Annotated in this window: 19 protein-coding genes; 16 read left to right on the forward strand and 3 right to left on the reverse strand. The window is 52.2% G+C overall.

All coding sequences use genetic code 11. The features are described 5' to 3' along the window. Positions 1-3: 3 nt before the first annotated feature. The 4 genes from GDA54_04365 (at position 4) to GDA54_04380 (ending at position 4348) form a co-directional block, all read left to right on the forward strand. A complete protein-coding gene (locus tag GDA54_04365; protein MBC6497536.1) occupies positions 4-606 on the forward strand; it encodes a sulfoxide reductase heme-binding subunit YedZ in 603 nt (200 codons plus the stop codon). A gap of 133 nt (positions 607-739) precedes the next feature. After that, positions 740-1927: an aminotransferase class V-fold PLP-dependent enzyme gene (locus tag GDA54_04370; GenBank protein ID MBC6497537.1), complete on the forward strand. Its 1188-nt coding sequence runs from the start codon at positions 740-742 to the stop codon at positions 1925-1927. Between the two features lie 41 nt (positions 1928-1968). Next, positions 1969-2943 (forward strand): D-glycerate dehydrogenase, encoded by a 975-nt coding sequence (locus GDA54_04375; GenBank protein MBC6497538.1) that lies wholly within the window; start codon positions 1969-1971, stop codon positions 2941-2943. A gap of 25 nt (positions 2944-2968) precedes the next feature. Next, on the forward strand, positions 2969-4348 hold the full coding sequence (locus GDA54_04380; GenBank protein MBC6497539.1) for a DUF4147 domain-containing protein: 1380 nt from the start codon (positions 2969-2971) through the stop codon (positions 4346-4348). On the opposite strand, the gene GDA54_04385 is transcribed toward GDA54_04380, so the two are convergent. Together GDA54_04385 and GDA54_04390 are read right to left on the reverse strand one after the other, a co-directional pair. Continuing rightward, positions 4345-5064: a hypothetical protein gene (locus GDA54_04385; GenBank protein ID MBC6497540.1), complete on the reverse strand. Its 720-nt coding sequence runs from the start codon at positions 5062-5064 to the stop codon at positions 4345-4347. The genes GDA54_04380 and GDA54_04385 overlap by 4 nt on opposite strands. Next, positions 5061-6344, reverse strand: a complete 1284-nt coding sequence (locus tag GDA54_04390; protein MBC6497541.1) for an MFS transporter — start codon at positions 6342-6344, stop codon at positions 5061-5063. Before GDA54_04390 ends, GDA54_04385 begins: the two co-directional genes overlap by 4 nt. 212 nt (positions 6345-6556) lie before the next feature. Here GDA54_04390 and rpsF point away from each other — a divergent pair, with 212 nt between their 5' ends. From rpsF to GDA54_04450, 12 genes are all read left to right on the forward strand, one after another. Further along, complete coding sequence (rpsF, locus tag GDA54_04395) at positions 6557-6922, forward strand: 30S ribosomal protein S6 (protein MBC6497542.1); 366 nt, start codon at positions 6557-6559, stop codon at positions 6920-6922. Continuing rightward, a complete protein-coding gene (rpsR, locus tag GDA54_04400) occupies positions 6922-7140 on the forward strand; it encodes a 30S ribosomal protein S18 (GenBank protein MBC6497543.1) in 219 nt (72 codons plus the stop codon). Before rpsF ends, rpsR begins: the two co-directional genes overlap by 1 nt. Positions 7141-7148: 8 nt before the next feature. Then, on the forward strand, positions 7149-7832 hold the full coding sequence (rplI, locus tag GDA54_04405; protein MBC6497544.1) for a 50S ribosomal protein L9: 684 nt from the start codon (positions 7149-7151) through the stop codon (positions 7830-7832). Positions 7833-7841: 9 nt separating this feature from the next. Beyond that, positions 7842-8894 carry a hypothetical protein gene (locus GDA54_04410; protein ID MBC6497545.1) on the forward strand — a complete coding sequence of 351 codons (1053 nt, stop codon included), beginning with the start codon at positions 7842-7844 and terminating at the stop codon, positions 8892-8894. A 164-nt stretch (positions 8895-9058) separates the two neighbouring features. After that, complete coding sequence (locus tag GDA54_04415) at positions 9059-10516, forward strand: replicative DNA helicase (GenBank protein ID MBC6497546.1); 1458 nt, start codon at positions 9059-9061, stop codon at positions 10514-10516. A 104-nt stretch (positions 10517-10620) separates the two neighbouring features. Further along, on the forward strand, positions 10621-11397 hold the full coding sequence (locus GDA54_04420) for an ABC transporter permease (GenBank protein ID MBC6497547.1): 777 nt from the start codon (positions 10621-10623) through the stop codon (positions 11395-11397). A 15-nt stretch (positions 11398-11412) separates the two neighbouring features. Further along, on the forward strand, positions 11413-12195 hold the full coding sequence (locus GDA54_04425) for an ATP-binding cassette domain-containing protein (protein ID MBC6497548.1): 783 nt from the start codon (positions 11413-11415) through the stop codon (positions 12193-12195). Between the two features lie 15 nt (positions 12196-12210). Beyond that, a complete protein-coding gene (gene radA, locus GDA54_04430; protein ID MBC6497549.1) occupies positions 12211-13743 on the forward strand; it encodes a DNA repair protein RadA in 1533 nt (510 codons plus the stop codon). A 58-nt stretch (positions 13744-13801) separates the two neighbouring features. After that, on the forward strand, positions 13802-13954 hold the full coding sequence (locus GDA54_04435) for a hypothetical protein (GenBank protein MBC6497550.1): 153 nt from the start codon (positions 13802-13804) through the stop codon (positions 13952-13954). Further along, positions 13924-14475, forward strand: a complete 552-nt coding sequence (locus tag GDA54_04440; protein MBC6497551.1) for a CvpA family protein — start codon at positions 13924-13926, stop codon at positions 14473-14475. Before GDA54_04435 ends, GDA54_04440 begins: the two co-directional genes overlap by 31 nt. A 70-nt stretch (positions 14476-14545) precedes the next feature. Continuing rightward, positions 14546-16024, forward strand: coding sequence for an amidophosphoribosyltransferase (locus GDA54_04445; protein MBC6497552.1), 1479 nt, complete (start codon positions 14546-14548; stop codon positions 16022-16024). A gap of 5 nt (positions 16025-16029) precedes the next feature. Continuing rightward, complete coding sequence (locus GDA54_04450) at positions 16030-16791, forward strand: SDR family NAD(P)-dependent oxidoreductase (protein ID MBC6497553.1); 762 nt, start codon at positions 16030-16032, stop codon at positions 16789-16791. Positions 16792-16811: 20 nt separating this feature from the next. Here GDA54_04450 and GDA54_04455 read toward each other — a convergent pair whose 3' ends face one another. Continuing rightward, positions 16812-18023 carry an FAD-dependent oxidoreductase gene (locus GDA54_04455; protein ID MBC6497554.1) on the reverse strand — a complete coding sequence of 404 codons (1212 nt, stop codon included), beginning with the start codon at positions 18021-18023 and terminating at the stop codon, positions 16812-16814. Between the last annotated feature and the right edge of the window lie 93 nt (positions 18024-18116).

Raw genomic sequence — 18116 nt, forward strand, 5'->3', positions numbered from 1 at the left:
ACGATGGCGGCACGAGCAAAGGGCTTTTTATGGCATGGCGTTTTTTGGGGCTGTAGCATGCCAGCGGTGATTCTGTTGATGAATATCTTCACGGGGAATCTAGGGGCTGACCCGGCAAAGACATTGTCGTTAGAGACAGGGATTTGGGCATTAAATTTTCTCTTATTATGCCTCTGTATGAGTCCTTTTTCGAAATACTTGCGTATGCCGCGTCTTGTGAGCTATCGACGCCAATTGGGCTTATGGTGCTACTTTTACGTCTGTTTGCATGTGTTGGTGTTTGTGAGTCTTCTCATCGAATTTAACATCGCCAATCTTGGCAAGGAACTGGCGGAACGTCCTTATATTCTTGTGGGTTTTATGGGATGGGTGGGGTTGAGTATCATGGCGGTCACCAGCTTGCCGCGTTTGATACGTTGGATGGGCGCAAAAAATTGGCGTCGCCTCCATAAAATCGTGTTTGCCGTTGTCGTGTTTGCGTGTGTGCATTATCTGTGGCTTTCTCGTAGTGATATTTTCTCTGCTCTCCTCTATTCTCTCTTGTTCTTGGGGTTGATAGGGATGCGTCTTTACTATTTTTATGGTGGGCGGCGCCTCGTGTCATAAGCCTCTTGTGGGCGGTAAGATACTATTTGCTTTTTCTCGCATAAATCTTTAAGACATGGATGGTGGGGGAGGATGGGGGGCATGCCGTGTTATGCCATGTTTTGATACAGAATCTTAAGAGAGGAGAAGACTGATGCCACGTAAAAGTTATGGACGTCGCCACATGTTTATTCCCGGTCCGACGCATATTCCCGATGATGTGCTCAATGCTGTGCATATTGCCACAGAAGACCAGCGGAGTCCTGACCTCCCTGCGTTGACGATTCCTCTTTACGAGAAGGTCAAGAAGATTTTTAAGATGAAGGAAGGCAATGTGTTTATCTACCCTGGTTCAGGGACAGGGGCGTGGGAGTCATGTATCACGAACACGTTGTCTGAGGGTGATAAGGTGTTGATTTATCGTTTTGGCACATTTTCCATGTTGTGGGCGGATATGTTGTCTCGTTTGGGCTTGGATGTTCATGTCAAGGATAGGACGTGGGGGACGGGGACGCCGCCAGATGATGTCTATGAAGAGCTCTCTGCTGACAAGGCGCATGCCTATAAGGTCGTGTGTGTGACGCACAATGAGACGGCGACGGGTGTGACGAGTGATGTGGCGTCTGTGCGTCAGGCGATGGAGAGGGCGCGACACCCTGCGTTGCTTTTTGTGGATGGCGTCAGTTCCATTGCGAGCATTGATTTTCGCATGGATGAATGGGGTGTCGATTGTGCCATTTCTGGCTCGCAGAAAGGTTTTATGTTGCCGGCTGGCATGGCGATCATGGCGGTGAGCCCGAAGGCTTTAGAGGCGCACAAACACGCCACATTGAAGCGTTGCTATTTCTCTTGGGAGGATATGCTCAAGACAAACAAGGATGGCTATTATCCTTATACGCCTCAGATTCCCATGTTGCGCGCCTTAGGCGTTGCTGTGGATATGCTGTTGGACGAGGGTCTAGAGAATGTCTTTGCGCGTCATAGGCGTATTGCCGAGGGCGTGAGGCGCGCTGTCAAGGAAGGGTGGGGTTTGCGTCTTTGCGCTCAGGACGAGACGTGGGAGTCCGACACGGTGAGTGCTATCTGTGTTCCTGATGGCAAGGATGCGCGCAAGGTCATCGATGCGGCCTATCGAAAATACCATATGTCTTTAGGGGCGGGCTTGCACGAGGTGGCGGGAAAAGTCTTCCGTATCGGGCATTTAGGCGACTTGAACGAGTTGCAAGCCGCAGCAGCTTTGGCGGGATGTGAAATGGCGTTGCGCGACAGCGGTATCGATGTCAAGCCCGGCAGTGCGTTGGCTGTTGCTGGTGAATACTGGCGTAAGAGCCTTGATGGGTGAGGATGTGAGAGAATTCGTGACATCTGGCAGAGGTTAAAGGGATGGCGACAAAGCCTGTAGTCATTGTGACCCGTCGTTGGCCGGCGTTGGTGGAGGAGAAGCTGAGAGACGCCTTTGACGCGACTTTCAACCATGACGATGTGCCTATGACGAAGGAGGCGTTGATGAAGGCGATGGGTGAAGCCGATGCGCTTCTACCCACGGTGACGGATAGCATCGACAAAGATGTTATCGGTGTGCCTCATAGGCGTGTGCGCATTATTGGTAATTTTGGCGTTGGCTTTAACAATATCGATATTGAGGCGGCAAAATCTGCCAAGATTGTCGTGACGAACACACCAGAGGTGCTAACGGATTGCACGGCCGATATTGCGATGATTTTGCTGTTAGCGGTGGCACGGCGTATCGGTGAGGGAGAGCGTCATCTCAGGACGGGGGCATGGACGGGGTGGCGTCCGACCCATATGATGGGGAAGAGGGTGAGCGGTAAGACATTGGGTTTAATTGGATATGGGCGTATCGCTCAAGCTGTGGCGCGGCGGGCGCATTTAGGCTTTGGCATGCCGATCCTCTATTATGACCCCTATGTGCGAAAGGACACATTGGCGGCGGATGTCCATGCGACATCGTGTGACAAGCTCGATGATGTGTTACGTCAAGCCGACTATGTCTCTCTTCATTGTCCTTCGACAGCTGAGACGCGTCACCTTATCAATGCGTCATCTTTTGCGAAGATGAAACCTACGGCATTTTTGATTAATACAGCGCGTGGCGACATTGTCGATGAGGCGGCTTTGGTACAAGCGTTACGTGAACAGATTATTTTTGGGGCGGGATTGGATGTGTATGAACGTGAACCGAAAGTTCATAGCGACCTTATGAAGATGGAGAATGTCGTTTTACTTCCTCACTTAGGGAGCGCCTCGACCGAGACACGCCAAGCCATGGGCATGCGTGTCCTTGCCAATGTCGATGCCTTTTTTAAGGGACAAGAGCCAGCGGACAGGGTGGCATAGCAGGATTGTGCGGGAAGCGCGCGGGATGGAGCGGACGCCCCTCAGAGAACAGGCAAAGGAATGCTTTCATGCGGCGGTGGCGGCGGCAGACCCGTATCGGTGTGTTGCCTCTCATGTCCACATCGGTGAGGATGGTGGCCTTGTCATCGGTGCGAAGAAGGGTGAGAAAGGGCATGACATCCACAAATTGCGTATCTATGCCGTTGGCAAGGCGTCTCTCTTGATGATGAAGGCGGCGTTGGATGTCATTCCCACGGCGCTACGTGTGGGACGTGCCATCGCGATCACGACTCAGGAGAATATGGCGCTCTTTTCCGTTCATCATCCCCGTTGGGCTGACGACTATGGCGTGTCTGTCTATGTGGGTGGACATCCCGTGCCTACTCAGGAGGGCATGGCGGCGGCGCAAGCCCTCTATGAAGATGCGCAACAGGGACAAGAGGGAGAGGTCGTGCTGTTCTTAGTGAGTGGCGGCGGGTCAGCCCTTGTGCCTCTTCCTGTGGAAGGGGTGTCCCTTGAGGATAAGATGGCGACAACGAATGCGCTCCTCAAGAGTGGTGCGACAATCCATGAGGTGAATGTCGTGCGTAAACATCTCTCTCGCCTTAAGGGAGGATGGTTGGCGCGTCACATCTATCCCGCCCGTAGCCATGCGCTTATTTTATCTGATGTGGTTGGTGATGATGTATCCTCTATTGCCAGCGGTATGACTGTGCCAGACCCTAGTTCTTTTCGAGAGAGCCTTCAGATACTAGAAAAATATGCCCTCACGGCAGACATTCCCGCCAGTGTCACGTATCACCTTCAGCAAGGCGTCTTGGGAAAGCGTCCAGAGACATTGAAGGACGATGACGTGATAGCGCGCCACAGCACAGCCACATTGATAGGCTCGAATCGCATGAGTGTCCATGCGGCTCTTGCCCATGCGTCGTCGTTGGGTTTTGACGCAACCTTGTGGCGTGTTGATGTGTCTGGTGAGGCGCGTCTTGTGGCGCAACAATGTGTTGATGCGCTGATGCGTGACGGTCAGCAGAAGGGGTGGGAGAAAAAGCGGGCGTGGGTTTTTGGCGGCGAGACGACGGTGCGTGTTCGTGGGTCGGGGCTTGGCGGTCGTAATCAAGAATTGGGGGTTGCCTTTGCTGAGGCGTGTGCGCGTCATGGCGTGAGGGGGCGGTGGGCATTTTTATCGGGGGGGACGGATGGACGTGATGGGCCGACTGATGTGGCGGGTGCTCTCATTGACGAGACGAGCTATGACAGGTGGCAACAGGCTGGCGATAACCCACGATGTTTCTTGGATAACAATGATACATATACCCTCCTGACGGCACACCATGATGCTTTAGCGTGGCATGCGACGGGGACAAACGTGGCTGATGTGCAGATATTCCTGTGGCAGGCTTAGGGTGGTGTGTAGAGAGCGATCGCTTCGAAGGGAATATGGACAAGGGTCTCCCCTTTCCCATCGGCAATGAAGCGTAGCTCGACTTGCGTGACGACACCGCATGCCCTGATGACCCATAGTTCTTTCCACGAGTTAACGGACTCCTCAATGATGGCCTGTTCGGCTTCCAAATAGGTTTCCACTTGCCTTGAGACGGCTTCGCTCACCGTTTCCTCTATGACAATGTCTGTGTCCTGTTGTTCTTGTGCGTCAAGCACGCCTGCCTGCGTGTCGTCATCGCCTTGCTGTGCTTGTTCCTCTTGAGAGGGCGTTTGTGTGTTGTTATCATGATTGTCTGTGTCGTCTTCTGTTTGTTCTGTTGATGTGTCTTCTTCATCACCGCCAAAGCCAAAAAAGCGTAAGAAAGGTGATGCCTCTTCGGCGACCAGGGGCTCGTCGCTGATAACAGTTTGCAAGACTTGATACTCGTGGCATTTTTGGCGTCTCCTTTTGTTTTTCTGTTGCATGTGCTTTTCAGCGAAATTGATGGCGCCACCGCCAGCCGTGAGAATCGCATGGCGTAAGAGCGAGCCAGTGGCGAGGGTATCGCCGGGTGGCGTGCGGTCGAGGAGGCCTTGTGTGCATGCGTGGGCGAGGACCATGCAGGACAAGAGGAGAATAACGTGCTTGAACATGGCTGATGATGTTGTCCGTAGGGGTGGCTTCATGACTCTCATATGTTATGGCGTTCGTCAAGGGATGTGAGGGGGTGGGATGTCTTTCCTATCCTGTGGAGTCCATAATAAAGGGCGAGTGTGAGGGGAACAATACTATTGAGGATTAAGATTGTTTGGATCGTGGCGCTGAGGTGAAGAAGGGTGAGGGCGCAGAGTGCTGAACCGATAATGAGGCATGCGTTGACGATATTATTGGTGGCAATACAGCGCGAGAGGATGGCGGGAGGACTCGTTTTCTGTAGGGCGGTATAGAGTGGGACGGAGTAAAGGCCGCCAGCCCATGCTGATGTGAACAGGGCGCTGACAAGGACAGCCGTGTGGATGGCGGTGGGCATGGAAGAGGCAAGGGACGAGAAGACAAGGGACGCCCCCCCCATGATGGCGCATGAGGCGATAAGCACATGGGGTAGGCGGAAACGTTTGAGGAGAGGAGGCGCTGAGAACGCCCCACACGTAATGCCTGCCGTCAGGACAGCGAGGAACATGGTGGCGAGGCTTTCATCGCCAGCGAGATGATGTTTTGTGAAGAGAGGCAGCTGTGAGAGCAACATGGCGCCGAAGAACCAAAACCATGAGATCGCCATAATGAGTGAGAGGAGAGGAGGATGGCGGGCAATGAGTCGATATGTCTCTCGCCAAGACAGGTCTTGCCTATAAGGTGAGGCATGAGGCATGCCATGCTGTATGGCGTGTGTTTGTAGGGGAATAAACATGGACGCCAGCCAGCCTATGAGAGCGCAAGAGATGACGGTGCTACTGATAAGAAAAGTGCTATGGGGAAAGAGGGACAGGACGCCTCCCCCGACACTGCCTATGAGGATAGCGATAAAGGTGGATGATTCGATACAGGCATTGCCAAGGAGCAATTCCCGTCCCTTCAGGTGAAGGGGAAGAAGAGCATATTTTATGGGGCCAAAGAATGTCGATTGGCTTCCCATGAGAAAGACACAGAAGAGGAGAAGGGCTGTATTCTGCCAATAAAAGGCGAGACTCGTGATGGAGACGATGACAATCTCTAGCCCTTTGATGGCGCGTGCCATGCGCGCTTTATCGTACGTATCGGCAAGACTTCCCGCCTTGTGGGAGAAGAGAAGGAAGGGAAGAACGAGGAACGCTGTGGCGAGTTGGATGGTATGGGCGGGAGAAAGCCATGGGTCGTTGTTGTGCCATTGATAGACAACGAGAAAAGACAAGCCACTTTTGAGGAGATTATCATTGAACGCGCCGAAAAATTGGCATATGAAGAGAGGCAGAAAGCGACGCTGGACGTAAAAGGGCATGGGCGACAAAAAGGGAACAAAGGACGGATGTGACTGAAGGAGGGTTCTATGGATGTCGTGTTCTATAGCACATGAGTGAGAGGAGAGGGGGATAAGGAATAGGGGAAAAAGGATTTTGTGAACATGTCTGGACTATGCTATAGAGTGTTTGGGGGTATGACGTGTGATGGGGCGGTAGGCGTGTCTATGGTTGTGAGAGAGGATGGTCATTGATGTTGTATGAGAGCATTTTTATTCTTCGTCAAGATTTGACGACGCGGGCTGTGGAGGATGTGGTGAAAAAATATGTGAAGGTGCTGACGAAGAAGGGGGCAAAAATCAAGAATCAGGAGTCGTGGGGGCTTGTTCCCCTTGCCTATCCTATGCGTAAGAACAAGAGCGGGCATTTCCACCTCTTTCATATTGAGGGTGAGCCTCGTGCCGTGCAAGAGATGGAGAAGGCGATGCGTCTCGATGAGGACATTATACGTTGCCTGACATTGTCTGTCAAAAAGCACATTACGCTTCCTTCACCTATGAAGGCGTTTCTCGATGCGCAATCACATCGGGAGAGAGAGCGTGAGAGGGAGGCATCATAATGGCGGTATCACCCCATAGTAAGAAGGTGGCGTCGATGTCTTTTGCTTGTCACGAGACGGCGGCCGTTGATGTGAGGATGTTGAAGCTCTTTTTGTCGGAGAGGGGAAGGATTATGCCGGCGTCTGTGACGTCGTTATCGCGCAAGAATCAGCGCGCGCTTGTCAAGGCGGTGAAGAGGGCGCGTTTTCTGGGTCTTCTGCCTTATGTGGCGGAGTGAGTCGAGACATGAAGGTGATTTTATTAGAACCTATGGCGCGCTTGGGGGCGATAGGCGAGCATGTCGAGGTGAAACGCGGGTATGCGCTCAATTTTCTTCTCCCACAAAAGAAGGCACTGCGCGCCAATAAGGAGACGATCGCCTATTTCGAGGCGCGCAAGGAGGAGATGCGCAAACGCAACGACAAGGTTAAAGATGAGGCGCGACAGCTGGCCGAGCATATTGGCAACGTGACACTTCCCATAATCTGTAAGGCCAGTGAGAGCGGTCACCTGTATGGCTCTGTCTCTGTGCGTGATGTTCTCACAGCTTTAAAAGAGCAAAAGAATGTGTCCTTGACGGGCTCACATGTCCTGTTGCGTTCGAAGATAAAGGATCTTGGCATGCACCCATGTCGCCTGATGTTACATCCTGATGTGTGGGTTGACATAACGCTCAATGTGGCGCGTTCGATGGATGCGGCGACGTTACAAGAGAAGAAGGCGCGAGACTCCACAGCGCAAAAGGGGCATAAAAAAACGGCAAAGACGAGAGACGCGACGCCTGTTTCATCGTCAAAGACAGGCGAGCAAGGCAAGGAGAGGCGTTCTGCTTCGACAGCCCCACAAGGGCGGGCGTCCCTGCATGGCGCTACAGACATCCCACAAGAAGACAAGGAAAAGGACGCTCCCACCGAACGCGACCATGGATAAGAGGACATCGTGTTGATCGGTGTCGCTTTGGTAGTGGGCTGGGCGTTGCTGTTATGGGGTGGGGAGTGGCTAGTGCGCGGCGGCGTCCTCTTGGGACGTATATTGGGATGGTCGACTTTTGTCATGGGCGTGTTTGTCATTAGTTTTGGCACATCTGCTCCTGAATTTTTTGCCACGCTCCATGCGCATATGCATGATGCCTCCGCCCTCGCTTTAGGCAATGTGGTGGGAAGTAATATCGCCAACGTGGGTCTTATTTTGGGATGTGGGCTTCTCATGTCGACATCCGCCTTTTCTTTGCGTCATCACGCCTTGGTTCAGCAGAGCGCTGTTCTAGGGGTGGCAACCCTTCTCCTTGTGCCGATGGTGATATGGTTAGGCATAGGGTGGGTGACAGGGGCGATGATGTTGGCGACGATGGCATGGTATCTCTGGTCTCTTATGTCTGAGCGCCCTTCCCATGCGTCCCATCTTTCTCACACGTCTCACACTTCTTCTGGGGGGCATGTCCTTGATGATACGCGGCCATGCCAGCCTGACACTAGCGATGGCGCGCCTTCTCTGGTACGAGCGAGTCTCTTGAGCATGGTAGGTATTGTGAGCCTTGCCCTTGGTGCGGAATTGCTGGTCTATGGGGCGGTGGAAATTGCTCTGGTCTTCGGTTTGTCTCAAGCCTTTATCGGACTCACGCTCCTCGCCTTAGGGACATCGCTTCCTGAACTCTTTGCCACCATCGCCGCGCTCAAGCACAAGGCTGGTGACGCTCCCCATGACGCGCATGCCATGATTATCGGCAACGTTATGGGGAGTTGTTTTTTTAATCTCTTAGGCATTTTAGGGATTGCTTCCATGCTGTCGTCCTTTCCACCCGAACCACGTATGTCCTTTGATAGCGTGATGTTGACGATGATCATGGCGCTATGGCTCTGGCGGGTCATGAGGGGGGGCATGATGCACCGCCCGTTTGGTGTGACATTGCTGTGCTGTTATGGCCTGTGGCTTGCGATGAGAAGTTTTTTATCCACAGATCTATCCTCTTCTTTTTTTCCCTTTATGCCTTGATATTGTGTGGACGTTGTGTCCTTGTCCACGTTCTTCTTGAGGGGGTTATCCACAGATTGCAAGGGATGGTGTGCGTTTTCGCCTTAGGCAAAGGCGTGTCTTCATGCTACATAGTCTATAAGGAAGGGGGGGAGACGTGATAAGGTATAGCAAGGAGGATGGGGATGGATAAAACATCGGCTAAGATTTTAGAGACAGCGTCCGTTGGCGGTGAGCAATTCACATGGCCGCACAATTATGATATAGAGCGCGCGCTCTTAGGGACGTTGCTGGTGAATAATGCTGCTTATGAGCGTGTTGGCGATGACCTCAGAGGTTTTCATTTTGCTGATGGCGAGACGGGTCTTCACGGGTCGGTCTATGATGTCCTTGCTCGTCTTATCGGTGAGGAACAGCGTGCGGTTGATGTGACATTATTACAGCACCATCTTCCTATGGAGAGGTTGTTTGCTGATGGGCGTGGCGATGCCTATCTTGTGGATTTGGTGGAGTCTGCTGTCTTGACGGCCAATGTGAGTCATTATGGGGATGTGATTCTCGACTTGTATCAGCGTCGTGTTCTGATAGCCCTTGCCCAAGATATGGCGAGTGATGCTCAGGCGTCGATTCTTGAGCGTCCGGCGCCCTCCATCGCTGAGGATGCCGAACAGCGCCTCTACACCTTGTCGGAGGTGGAGGAAAAGCGTCTGTTTCAGCCTTTCAGTAGCGTGCTGGCGCGCGCCTTAAAAGACACAAAGGATGCCTATCGTCATAAGGATGGTGTCAGCGGTCTTGCCACTGGCTTTGTTGGCGTGGATAAGATGTTAGGAGGGTTGCAAAAATCCGACCTTATTGTCGTGGCAGGGAGGCCGTCTATGGGGAAGAGCGCTTTAGCGATGAATATCGCATGGGCTATTGCCTCTGGCGATGCGACGAAGGGCAAAGAGCATTATCCTGTGGCATTTTTCTCTCTAGAGATGTCTTCTGACCAGATGGCGTTACGTGTTCTCTCTGAGAAAAGCGGTGTTCCCGCCAGTGCCATGCGCAATGGGCTTATTGATGAAGAGAAATACCTCAGCATTCGCGAAGCAGCGCAGTATATCGACAATGTTCCCCTCTATATCGATGATACGCCCGGACTCTCCGTTGCCGTGCTCAGACGCCGTGCAAGGCGTTTGAAACGCCTTAAAGGCTTAGCGCTCATTGTCGTTGACTATATGCAGCTTGTGCAAGGCAGTAGCAAAAGACAGCATGAAAATCGTGTGCAAGAAATCTCGGAAGTCAGCCGTGATTTGAAGGCGTTGGCGAAGGAATTGGATGTGCCCGTCATTGCCGTCTCTCAACTTTCTCGCAAGGTAGAAGGACGCGATGATAAAATCCCCCAATTGTCTGACTTAAGGGAATCTGGCTCTATCGAGCAAGATGCCGATGTTGTCATCTTCATTTATCGGGAAGCCTATTATGAACGAAGAAATGAACCAAAGGCGGGGACGCCCGAACATAGTGACTGGCAGAAGAAAATGGAAAACATCCATAATATGGCGCGCCTCATTGTCGCCAAGCAACGGAACGGAAGTGTTGGCAATATCGATATGGTCTTTGACGAAAGCACCACGCGTTTTTACAACCTCTATCGAGAATAGTGGAGAGTTCCTCACTTCATGTTTGACATGAGGGCGTGCCATGTGCTACACCTCGTCCATTATCTTGATGTTCTTGTCAGACGTATCAAAAGCATTTTTATTGTATGCATACATTTTTTCCCATTGTTGGTCGTGTTTTCTTTGATGCCTTAGCGGCAATAGGGCGTTTGGCGGCGTTTGTGGCGGTCTCTCTGTGGCACTGTGTGACGCCTCCCTTTTACGTGAAGATGCTCTTTCGCCAAATTCTTATCATTGGGTATTATTCTCTTCCTGTTGTTGGCTTGACGGCTATTTTCACGGGCATGGTGTTAGCGTTGCAAAGTTACTCTGGTTTTTCGCGTTTTTCCGCTGAGAGCGCGACGCCCAATATCGTTGTGCTTGCTGTGACGCGTGAGTTAGGGCCTGTGTTAGCGGGTTTGATGGTGGCGGGTCGTGTGGGGGCATCTATTGCTGCCGAGATTGGCACGATGAAGGTCACAGAACAGATTGATGCTCTCATCACGTTGTCGGTCAATCCTTTCAAATATCTGGTCGCCCCGCGTATCATTGCTGGTGTCATTTCGATGCCTATCATGGTGTTGCTGGCGGATACCATTGGTGTGTTGGGGGGGTATATCGTCAGCACCATCTCTCTGGATTTCAATCCCTCCCTCTATTTGGTGCATACATGGCAATTCCTCGAGCCGTCCGATGTGACGCTCGGTTTGGTGAAGGCGTCTGCCTTTGGCTTCATCATCACGGTCATGGGGTGTTATAATGGCTATTACTCGGGAGGTGGCGCGCAGGGTGTGGGACGGGCGACAACCTTGTCTGTGGTCAGCTCGTCCATCCTCATTTTGTTTTCCAATTACGTGCTGACAGGGCTCTTCTTCTCCCGTTAGAGCGAGGATGTCGATATGGAAAAGATAAAAATCACCAATCTTAAGAAAGCCTTTGGCATGAAGAAAGTGCTTGATGGCGTATCCCTATCGATTCAGGAGAAGCAATCGTTGGTCGTCATAGGGCCGTCAGGGGTGGGAAAGTCGGTCTTGCTTAAATGCTTGCTGGGTATCGTTCGTCCTGAGAGTGGCTCTATTCGTATCAATGGGCGAGAGACGTTGGGTCTTGCATCGGGCATCACTCGTGACTATAGCAAGGTCGGTATGCTCTTTCAGGGCGGCGCATTGTTTGATAGTTTTAAGGTGTGGGAAAATGTGGGGTTTCAAGCTCTGCAACAGAGGACATTGTCCAGACGGGAGATTTATGAAAAGGCATTGGAGAATCTCAATCTTGTGGGATTGGCCAGCCAAGGCGATGAACGGGTTGCCAATCTTACGCCATCGGAAATATCGGGAGGGATGCAGAAACGTGTGGCCTTGGCGCGCGCGATCTTTAATCGTCCTGAGATTCTCTACTTTGATGAACCAACAACGGGATTAGACCCTATTTCCAGTGCCGTCATCAATAATTTGATTCGAGAATGCACGAAGAAGATCGGGGCCACGACACTGACGATCACCCACGATATGTCCAGTGTGCGCGCCATAGCCGACACTGTCGCCATGCTCTATAACGGGAAGATAGAATGGTTTGGCAAGATCAGCGACATTGACAATTCTGGAAGCGACTATATCCATCAATTCGTCAATGGTCTTGCTGATGGCCCCATTCAGACTCAGGCCGATGCCTTGACATCGTGATGTGAGGATGTCGCTTTGACACGCAAGGAGGCATCCTATCGTTGCTCGTCATGTGGTACGTTACATCTATCGTGGCAGGGGCAATGTCGCCATTGCGGTCGCTGGAATACGATCGAGAAGGACACTGAGGGCGGGCAGAGGGGTGTCAATCCCTTCGGGGTCGATATGCATGCCTTAGCAAAAAAGGCAAAGACGTCAGCCAGCGATGTGCTTTCTGTCCTTGATGGCGGGTCCAACGTAAAGAGTGCGTCTGTCGCCTCCCCTGTGGATGGGCGTCGCGTCTTTCGCTATGAAACGTTGATAAAAGAATTCGATAGGGTGTGTGGAGGTGGCTTGGTTGTGGGGAGCGCTCTCTTATTGGGCGGTGCGCCCGGTATCGGCAAGTCGACGCTCATGTTGCAGCTGGCGTACGCCTTGTCGCAACAAGAGCACCATGTTGCCTATATCTCTGGCGAAGAGACGGAAGAGCAAGTGGCACAGAGGGCTCGGCGTATGGGCTTGACGCCATCAGAGCATGTGCGTTTTGCCTATCATCACGAAGTTGAGGACATTGTGCAGAGTCTCTACGCCTATGAAGGCGTTCGTGTCGTCATCATCGATTCCATTCAAGCCGTTGCTGTTGGCGCTCTGGAGTCAGTGGCGGGGAGTGTTGCGCAAATACGGGCCAGCACAGCGACATTGATAGAATTTGCCCGTCGCACGAACATCATTTTGCTTCTTGTGGGGCATATCACGAAGGAAGGGACATTAGCAGGGCCTAAATTGTTGGAGCATATGGTGGATACGGTGCTTTACTTCGAGCATGACATGGGGGAGCGTCTTCGTCTCTTGCGCGCCATAAAAAATCGTTATGGCGCGACAAACGAAGTCGGCCTCTTCGAGATGGACGAGAAAGGTTTACAAGAATTACCCAATCCGTCATCATTTTTTCTATCAGACCACCGCGAAGCACATAGTGGAAGCGCTGTCTTTGCGACACAAGAAGGGCGTCGCTGTTTTCTGTTGGAGATGCAGGCGTTGGTGTCTAAGACATCCTTTGGTTTGCCTCGTCGCAGCGCCTTGGGGTATGACAGCGCTCGTCTGTCTATGGTGTTGGCTGTGTTAGAGGCCCGTTGTGGCGTCTCTTTTGCTTCTTATGATGTCTATGTGAATGTGGTGGGTGGAATGAAAGTGCGTGATGCTGGCGCTGATTTGGCGGTTGCTGTATCACTCTTTTCTGCCCTTATGGATGACGTTCTTCCCGTCCATGCTGTTTTTTGTGGTGAAATCGGTTTATCTGGTGAGATACGTTTTGTCCCTCACTTGGATTCCTGTGTGAAGGAGGCGCAACATCTTGGCTTTCGGGAAGTCTATACGGCGCAAAGTCCCCATCGAGAGAGTCGTCAAGAGCGTGAAAGCGTGACAGGACAAAGCCTCACGATTTATTCTTTATCTCATGTGAGAAATGTGCTAGAGTCCCTCTGTGTTTTCTGGGGAACGGACTACCTTGCGACACAAGGAGGGGCTGACAAACGTGAGAGGGGGTGTCAAGGTGAGCAACACCCATGAGTTTTAAGGGGAGGGTCTTAAGGGGGGTGAGGGGAGGTTGCTCATGGGAGGGGTGGTGTTGGCAGGTATGCGCTGGGAAGAGGGTATCGGTGAGGGGTTCTTTGATAAGGTATCGTGTGGTGATGAACGGATACGTGGCTTGAAGCGATGTGAGAGAGAGAACGAGACAGAACGATGCACATGCTATCCTCCTATTTTGTTGATTTTTTAATCATCATGTTTGTCCTCATTTCGGCGATTTGGGGCTACTTGTATGGTTTTTTGCGAGAGATCTCTAAATTATTATCTTGGGTCATGGCGTTTATTGCCACGTATTTTGCGGTCCCTGCTTTGGTGCCTATTGTCGGGATAGAGCCTGTGCTTGTGGGATATTTTGTCCTTGTTCCTGTTGTGTTTATTTTCATCCTTGTCATTGTGCGCTTACTGAGTCGTGTTGTCGAGCATGTGCTCAGTGGTGATACGTTGGGCTTTACCAATAGGATGATGGGTTTTGTCTTTGGTTTGGCGCGTGGTTTTGGTGTTGTCTGTGTTGCCTATCTATTGTTGACGATTGTCCCTGGCATTCCGGGGAGGAACGAGCCAGAGATTATTTTGTCGGCAAAGACGCGTCCCCTCATTATGTATGGGGCAAATATGATCAAGCTCACATTATTGCGTCAGGGGCTCGATATGAAAGACATAGAGGAGGGGGCGAGTAAGGTGTTGCGTGCGGGGGAAGAGGAACCCAGATAATCGATGACAGGATGGGGGTGCGAGGGGATGGGGTCGCGTTTTTTTTGCGATGATAGGAGAGGTATAGAGCATGGCGCGCACATCACCACAGGAGATGAAGGAGAAATGTGGGGTTTTTGGCGTTTTCGACCATAAGGAGGCGTCTGCCGTCACGGCTTTGGGGTTGCATGCCCTTCAGCATCGAGGACAAGAGGCGAGCGGTATCGTCAGCTGTCTGTATGGCGTCGACAGTTTCCACACCCATAAGGCGCTTGGTTATGTTGGCGATATTTTTAGCAGTCAACATGTTATCGACCGTCTAAAGGGGACGATGGCGGTAGGCCACAACCGCTATTCGACGGCGGGCGCATCCGATATGCAGAATATCCAGCCTCTCTATGCGCAATTAGCATCGGGTGGCGTGGTGGTGGCCCATAATGGTAATTTGACCGATGCCCATTCTCTGAGGCGTTCCCTTGCTAAAAAGGGTGCGACCTTTCAAACAACATCGGATACGGAAATCATCTTGCATTTGATGGCGATGAGCGGGGCGTCCTCTGTGCAGGATAAGCTTGTGGAGAGTTTGTCGCAAGTGCATGGGGCGTATGCTCTTGTTGTCATGACGCCTTCTATGTTGATAGGGGTGCGTGATCCTTTTGGTGTGCGTCCCCTCTCCATAGGCACATTAGAGTCATCATGGATGTTGGCGTCTGAGAGTTGTGCGTTCGATATTCTGGGGGGTGATTTATGGCGTGATGTTGAGGCTGGCGAAATGGTTATCATCGATAAGGAGGGTGTGCGTTCATATCGTCCCTTTCCTTCGGTGGCGAAGCGCTTTTGCCTCTTTGAGTATATTTATTTTTCTCGTCCTGACTCTGTCGTTGAGGGGAGGAGTATCTATGCCATACGTAAGCGTGTTGGTTGTGAGATGGCACGCGAGAACAAAGTGACGGCGGCGGATGTTGTCGTTCCCATTCCCGACTCAGGGCTGGCATGTGCCATTGGCTATGCACAAGAATCGGGTGTGCCATTTGATATGGGTATTATCCGTAACCACTATGTTGGCCGCACCTTTATTGAGCCTATGGAGAATATCCGTCATTTTGGTGTTCGTCTCAAGCACAATGCCCATAGTGCTGTTCTCAAGGACAAGGTTGTCGTTTTAATCGATGATAGTTTGGTGCGCGGGACGACATCGAGGAAAATTGTTGCGATGGTGCGGCGAGCTGGCGCGCGTGAAGTCCATCTACGGATTGCCAGTCCCCATGTGCGCCATCCATGTTTTTATGGCATCGATACCCCGTCCTCAGAAGAGCTGCTCGCATCAGAGCTGGATGATGAGGCTATTGCTCGAGAGGTGGGTGTGGATAGTATCGCCTTTTTGTCCCTTGAGCGTCTCTATCGCGCCATCCATGAGGGGAAAGAGACGGCTTGTGCTGCGTCTTCGTCATCCCCAAAAGGCAAGGGATTTTGTGACGCATGCTTCACGGGACATTATCCCATTCCCCTTGTTGATGTAGGCCATGCGAAGAGTGTTCTTCCCCTTATGGATACGCCTTCCACGCCTTGAGGCTTATGGGTGCGGTACGTCCACATGACACTGGTGAGGGAAGGATTGCTCTTGTTGTGGGCGCATCGCGCGGTTTAGGAAGAGAAATTGCGCTCTATCTTGCCTCCCATGCCATGCATGTCCTGTTGTTGGGCCGTGACAAAAAGGCGTTGGAAGAGGTCCATGATACCATTTGCGCCACTGATGGTCGCAGTAGCATTGTCGTTCTCGACATACGTGATGCTGGCGGCATGGCGATGATGGTCGAGACGATGGCGAAGCGTTTTGGGCGTCTTCACCTGTTCATTGCCAATGCCGCCTATCACCCGCCCTTGATGCCTTTGGACCAAGCATCGCCGTCGGATTGGCAGGAGACCATCGCCATCAATGTGACAGCCTATTGGCACTTTATCAAGGCACTGACCCCTTTGCTTGTGGCATCGAAGGATGCCCATGCCCTCTTCATGACATGCCGTGAGGCGATGTCCCTTCCTTATTGGGGGCTTCTGGCTCTGAGTAAAGCCGCTTTAGAGCGTATGGCGTATGGTTGGGCATTGGAGCATATGCGTGACGGGTTAAACATCAACGTCTTTGACCCGGGCGCGATGCGCACCCAAAACCGCACGAGGTGTGGTGCAAGCATGCGTTGTGCCGTTGAGCCTCATGCCGTTATGGCGCGTCTTACGTCATTACTGACAGCTGGACAGAGCCTGCATGGGACATTCCATGACGTATCGGGGCGCGTCCGTTGTGTTTTACCCCATGACATGGGTGACGTTCAGCGATGAGAGGCGTGGTCTGTCTTGTGTTACCCATAAATCTCCGAGAGCATCTGTTGATACCAAGCATGGGCATAGTCTGCCTCTTTTTTTCTAAACGCTTGTGATGCCTGTAGGGGGCTTGTGCCGCTTCCTCCATGAATGGCGACAATGGATGTGGCGCTTGGCCGATAGCTGGCGGCGACAGATATGCCATAGTCTGGCGCAAGGAGGCTATAGCATGTGTTCATGAGTAACGGGTAAGATGGCGTGTTGTCGTCAAGGAGGGCGGACAGGGCGAGGGCGACAGCTTTTCCTTGACTATTGGCGGCGAAGGCGGATTTTGGCATAGCGCCGGCCACCGTGCTATCACCTATGATGTGAATGTTTTTCGCTTCTTGTGATTCGAAGGTGACGGGGTGGATTTGACACCATTCATCATGGGGGGCGAGTCCCGCCTCGAGGGCGAGTGTTCCTGCTGTTTGCGGTGGTATGACATTGATGACATCGCCATGCCATAGGCGTCCGTCGGCGGTGATGACAGCGCGATCTTGTGGCGAGACAGCGACGACATGCCCTCCTTGGTCGGCAGGGACCCACTCTATCATGGCGGGATAGAGTGCCTTCCATCCCTCTTCGAAGAGAGCTTTTTTCGTAAAACTCTTTTTCCCATCGAGGATGATGATTTTGCTACGTGGCTTATGGCGTTTGAGATACCATGCGAGGACGGATGCGCGTTCATAGGGGGCTGGCGGGCAACGATAGGGCATCTCTGGCGCGGTGATAATCATGGTGCCGCCATCCTCCATAGAGTCTATCTGTTTTTTGAGCAAGAGAGTCTGTTCGCCTGCTTTCCACGCATGAGGCATAAGGTTGGCTGTCTCTGGACCATAGCCGTCGATGGCGTCCCATTGCATATCGATACCGGGAGAGAGAACAAGCCTATCCCACCTCAGCGTGCCATGATGTTCGATGGTGAGTGTCTTGCGATGGGCATCGAGGGCGATGACCTTCCCACGGATGGTGTCACAGCCAATGTTTTTTAATCCGTCCCATGTCCATGTGATGTCGTCCATGCGTTTGAAGCCAGCGAGGACATAGTTGCTGAAAGGGCATGTGTGAAGAACAGGAGATTGCTCGATGAGGGTGATACGTATGTCGGGGTGGTAGGTTTTGACATAGCGCGCCACGGTGGCGCCGCCAAAGCCAGCGCCAACAATGGCGATATGAGGGGAGGAAGATGGGCGGTGACAGCCATGGATGAAGGGACAGGCCCCTAAGGCGAGGCTTGTTGTGACGCCCCATTTGAGGAAATGACGACGGGAATATGTGACACGTTCCCCGCTCTTTATCCC

Source organism: Alphaproteobacteria bacterium GM7ARS4 (genome assembly GCA_014332745.1).
GTDB lineage: Bacteria > Pseudomonadota > Alphaproteobacteria > GM7ARS4 > GM7ARS4 > GM7ARS4.

Excerpts from the sequence above, each read along its gene's own strand:
- GDA54_04365 (MBC6497536.1), top strand. The coding sequence starts at position 4 with ATGGCGGCACGAGCAAAGGGCTTTTTATGGCATGGCGTTTTTTGGGGC.
- GDA54_04370 (MBC6497537.1), top strand. The coding sequence starts at position 740 with ATGCCACGTAAAAGTTATGGACGTCGCCACATGTTTATTCCCGGTCCG.
- GDA54_04375 (MBC6497538.1), top strand. The coding sequence starts at position 1,969 with ATGGCGACAAAGCCTGTAGTCATTGTGACCCGTCGTTGGCCGGCGTTG.
- GDA54_04380 (MBC6497539.1), top strand. The coding sequence starts at position 2,969 with ATGGAGCGGACGCCCCTCAGAGAACAGGCAAAGGAATGCTTTCATGCG.
- GDA54_04385 (MBC6497540.1), bottom strand. The coding sequence starts at position 5,064 with ATGAGAGTCATGAAGCCACCCCTACGGACAACATCATCAGCCATGTTC.
- GDA54_04390 (MBC6497541.1), bottom strand. The coding sequence starts at position 6,344 with ATGCCCTTTTACGTCCAGCGTCGCTTTCTGCCTCTCTTCATATGCCAA.
- rpsF (MBC6497542.1), top strand. The coding sequence starts at position 6,557 with ATGTTGTATGAGAGCATTTTTATTCTTCGTCAAGATTTGACGACGCGG.
- rpsR (MBC6497543.1), top strand. The coding sequence starts at position 6,922 with ATGGCGGTATCACCCCATAGTAAGAAGGTGGCGTCGATGTCTTTTGCT.
- rplI (MBC6497544.1), top strand. The coding sequence starts at position 7,149 with ATGAAGGTGATTTTATTAGAACCTATGGCGCGCTTGGGGGCGATAGGC.
- GDA54_04415 (MBC6497546.1), top strand. The coding sequence starts at position 9,059 with ATGGATAAAACATCGGCTAAGATTTTAGAGACAGCGTCCGTTGGCGGT.
- GDA54_04420 (MBC6497547.1), top strand. The coding sequence starts at position 10,621 with ATGCATACATTTTTTCCCATTGTTGGTCGTGTTTTCTTTGATGCCTTA.
- GDA54_04425 (MBC6497548.1), top strand. The coding sequence starts at position 11,413 with ATGGAAAAGATAAAAATCACCAATCTTAAGAAAGCCTTTGGCATGAAG.
- GDA54_04440 (MBC6497551.1), top strand. The coding sequence starts at position 13,924 with ATGCTATCCTCCTATTTTGTTGATTTTTTAATCATCATGTTTGTCCTC.
- GDA54_04445 (MBC6497552.1), top strand. The coding sequence starts at position 14,546 with ATGGCGCGCACATCACCACAGGAGATGAAGGAGAAATGTGGGGTTTTT.
- GDA54_04450 (MBC6497553.1), top strand. The coding sequence starts at position 16,030 with ATGGGTGCGGTACGTCCACATGACACTGGTGAGGGAAGGATTGCTCTT.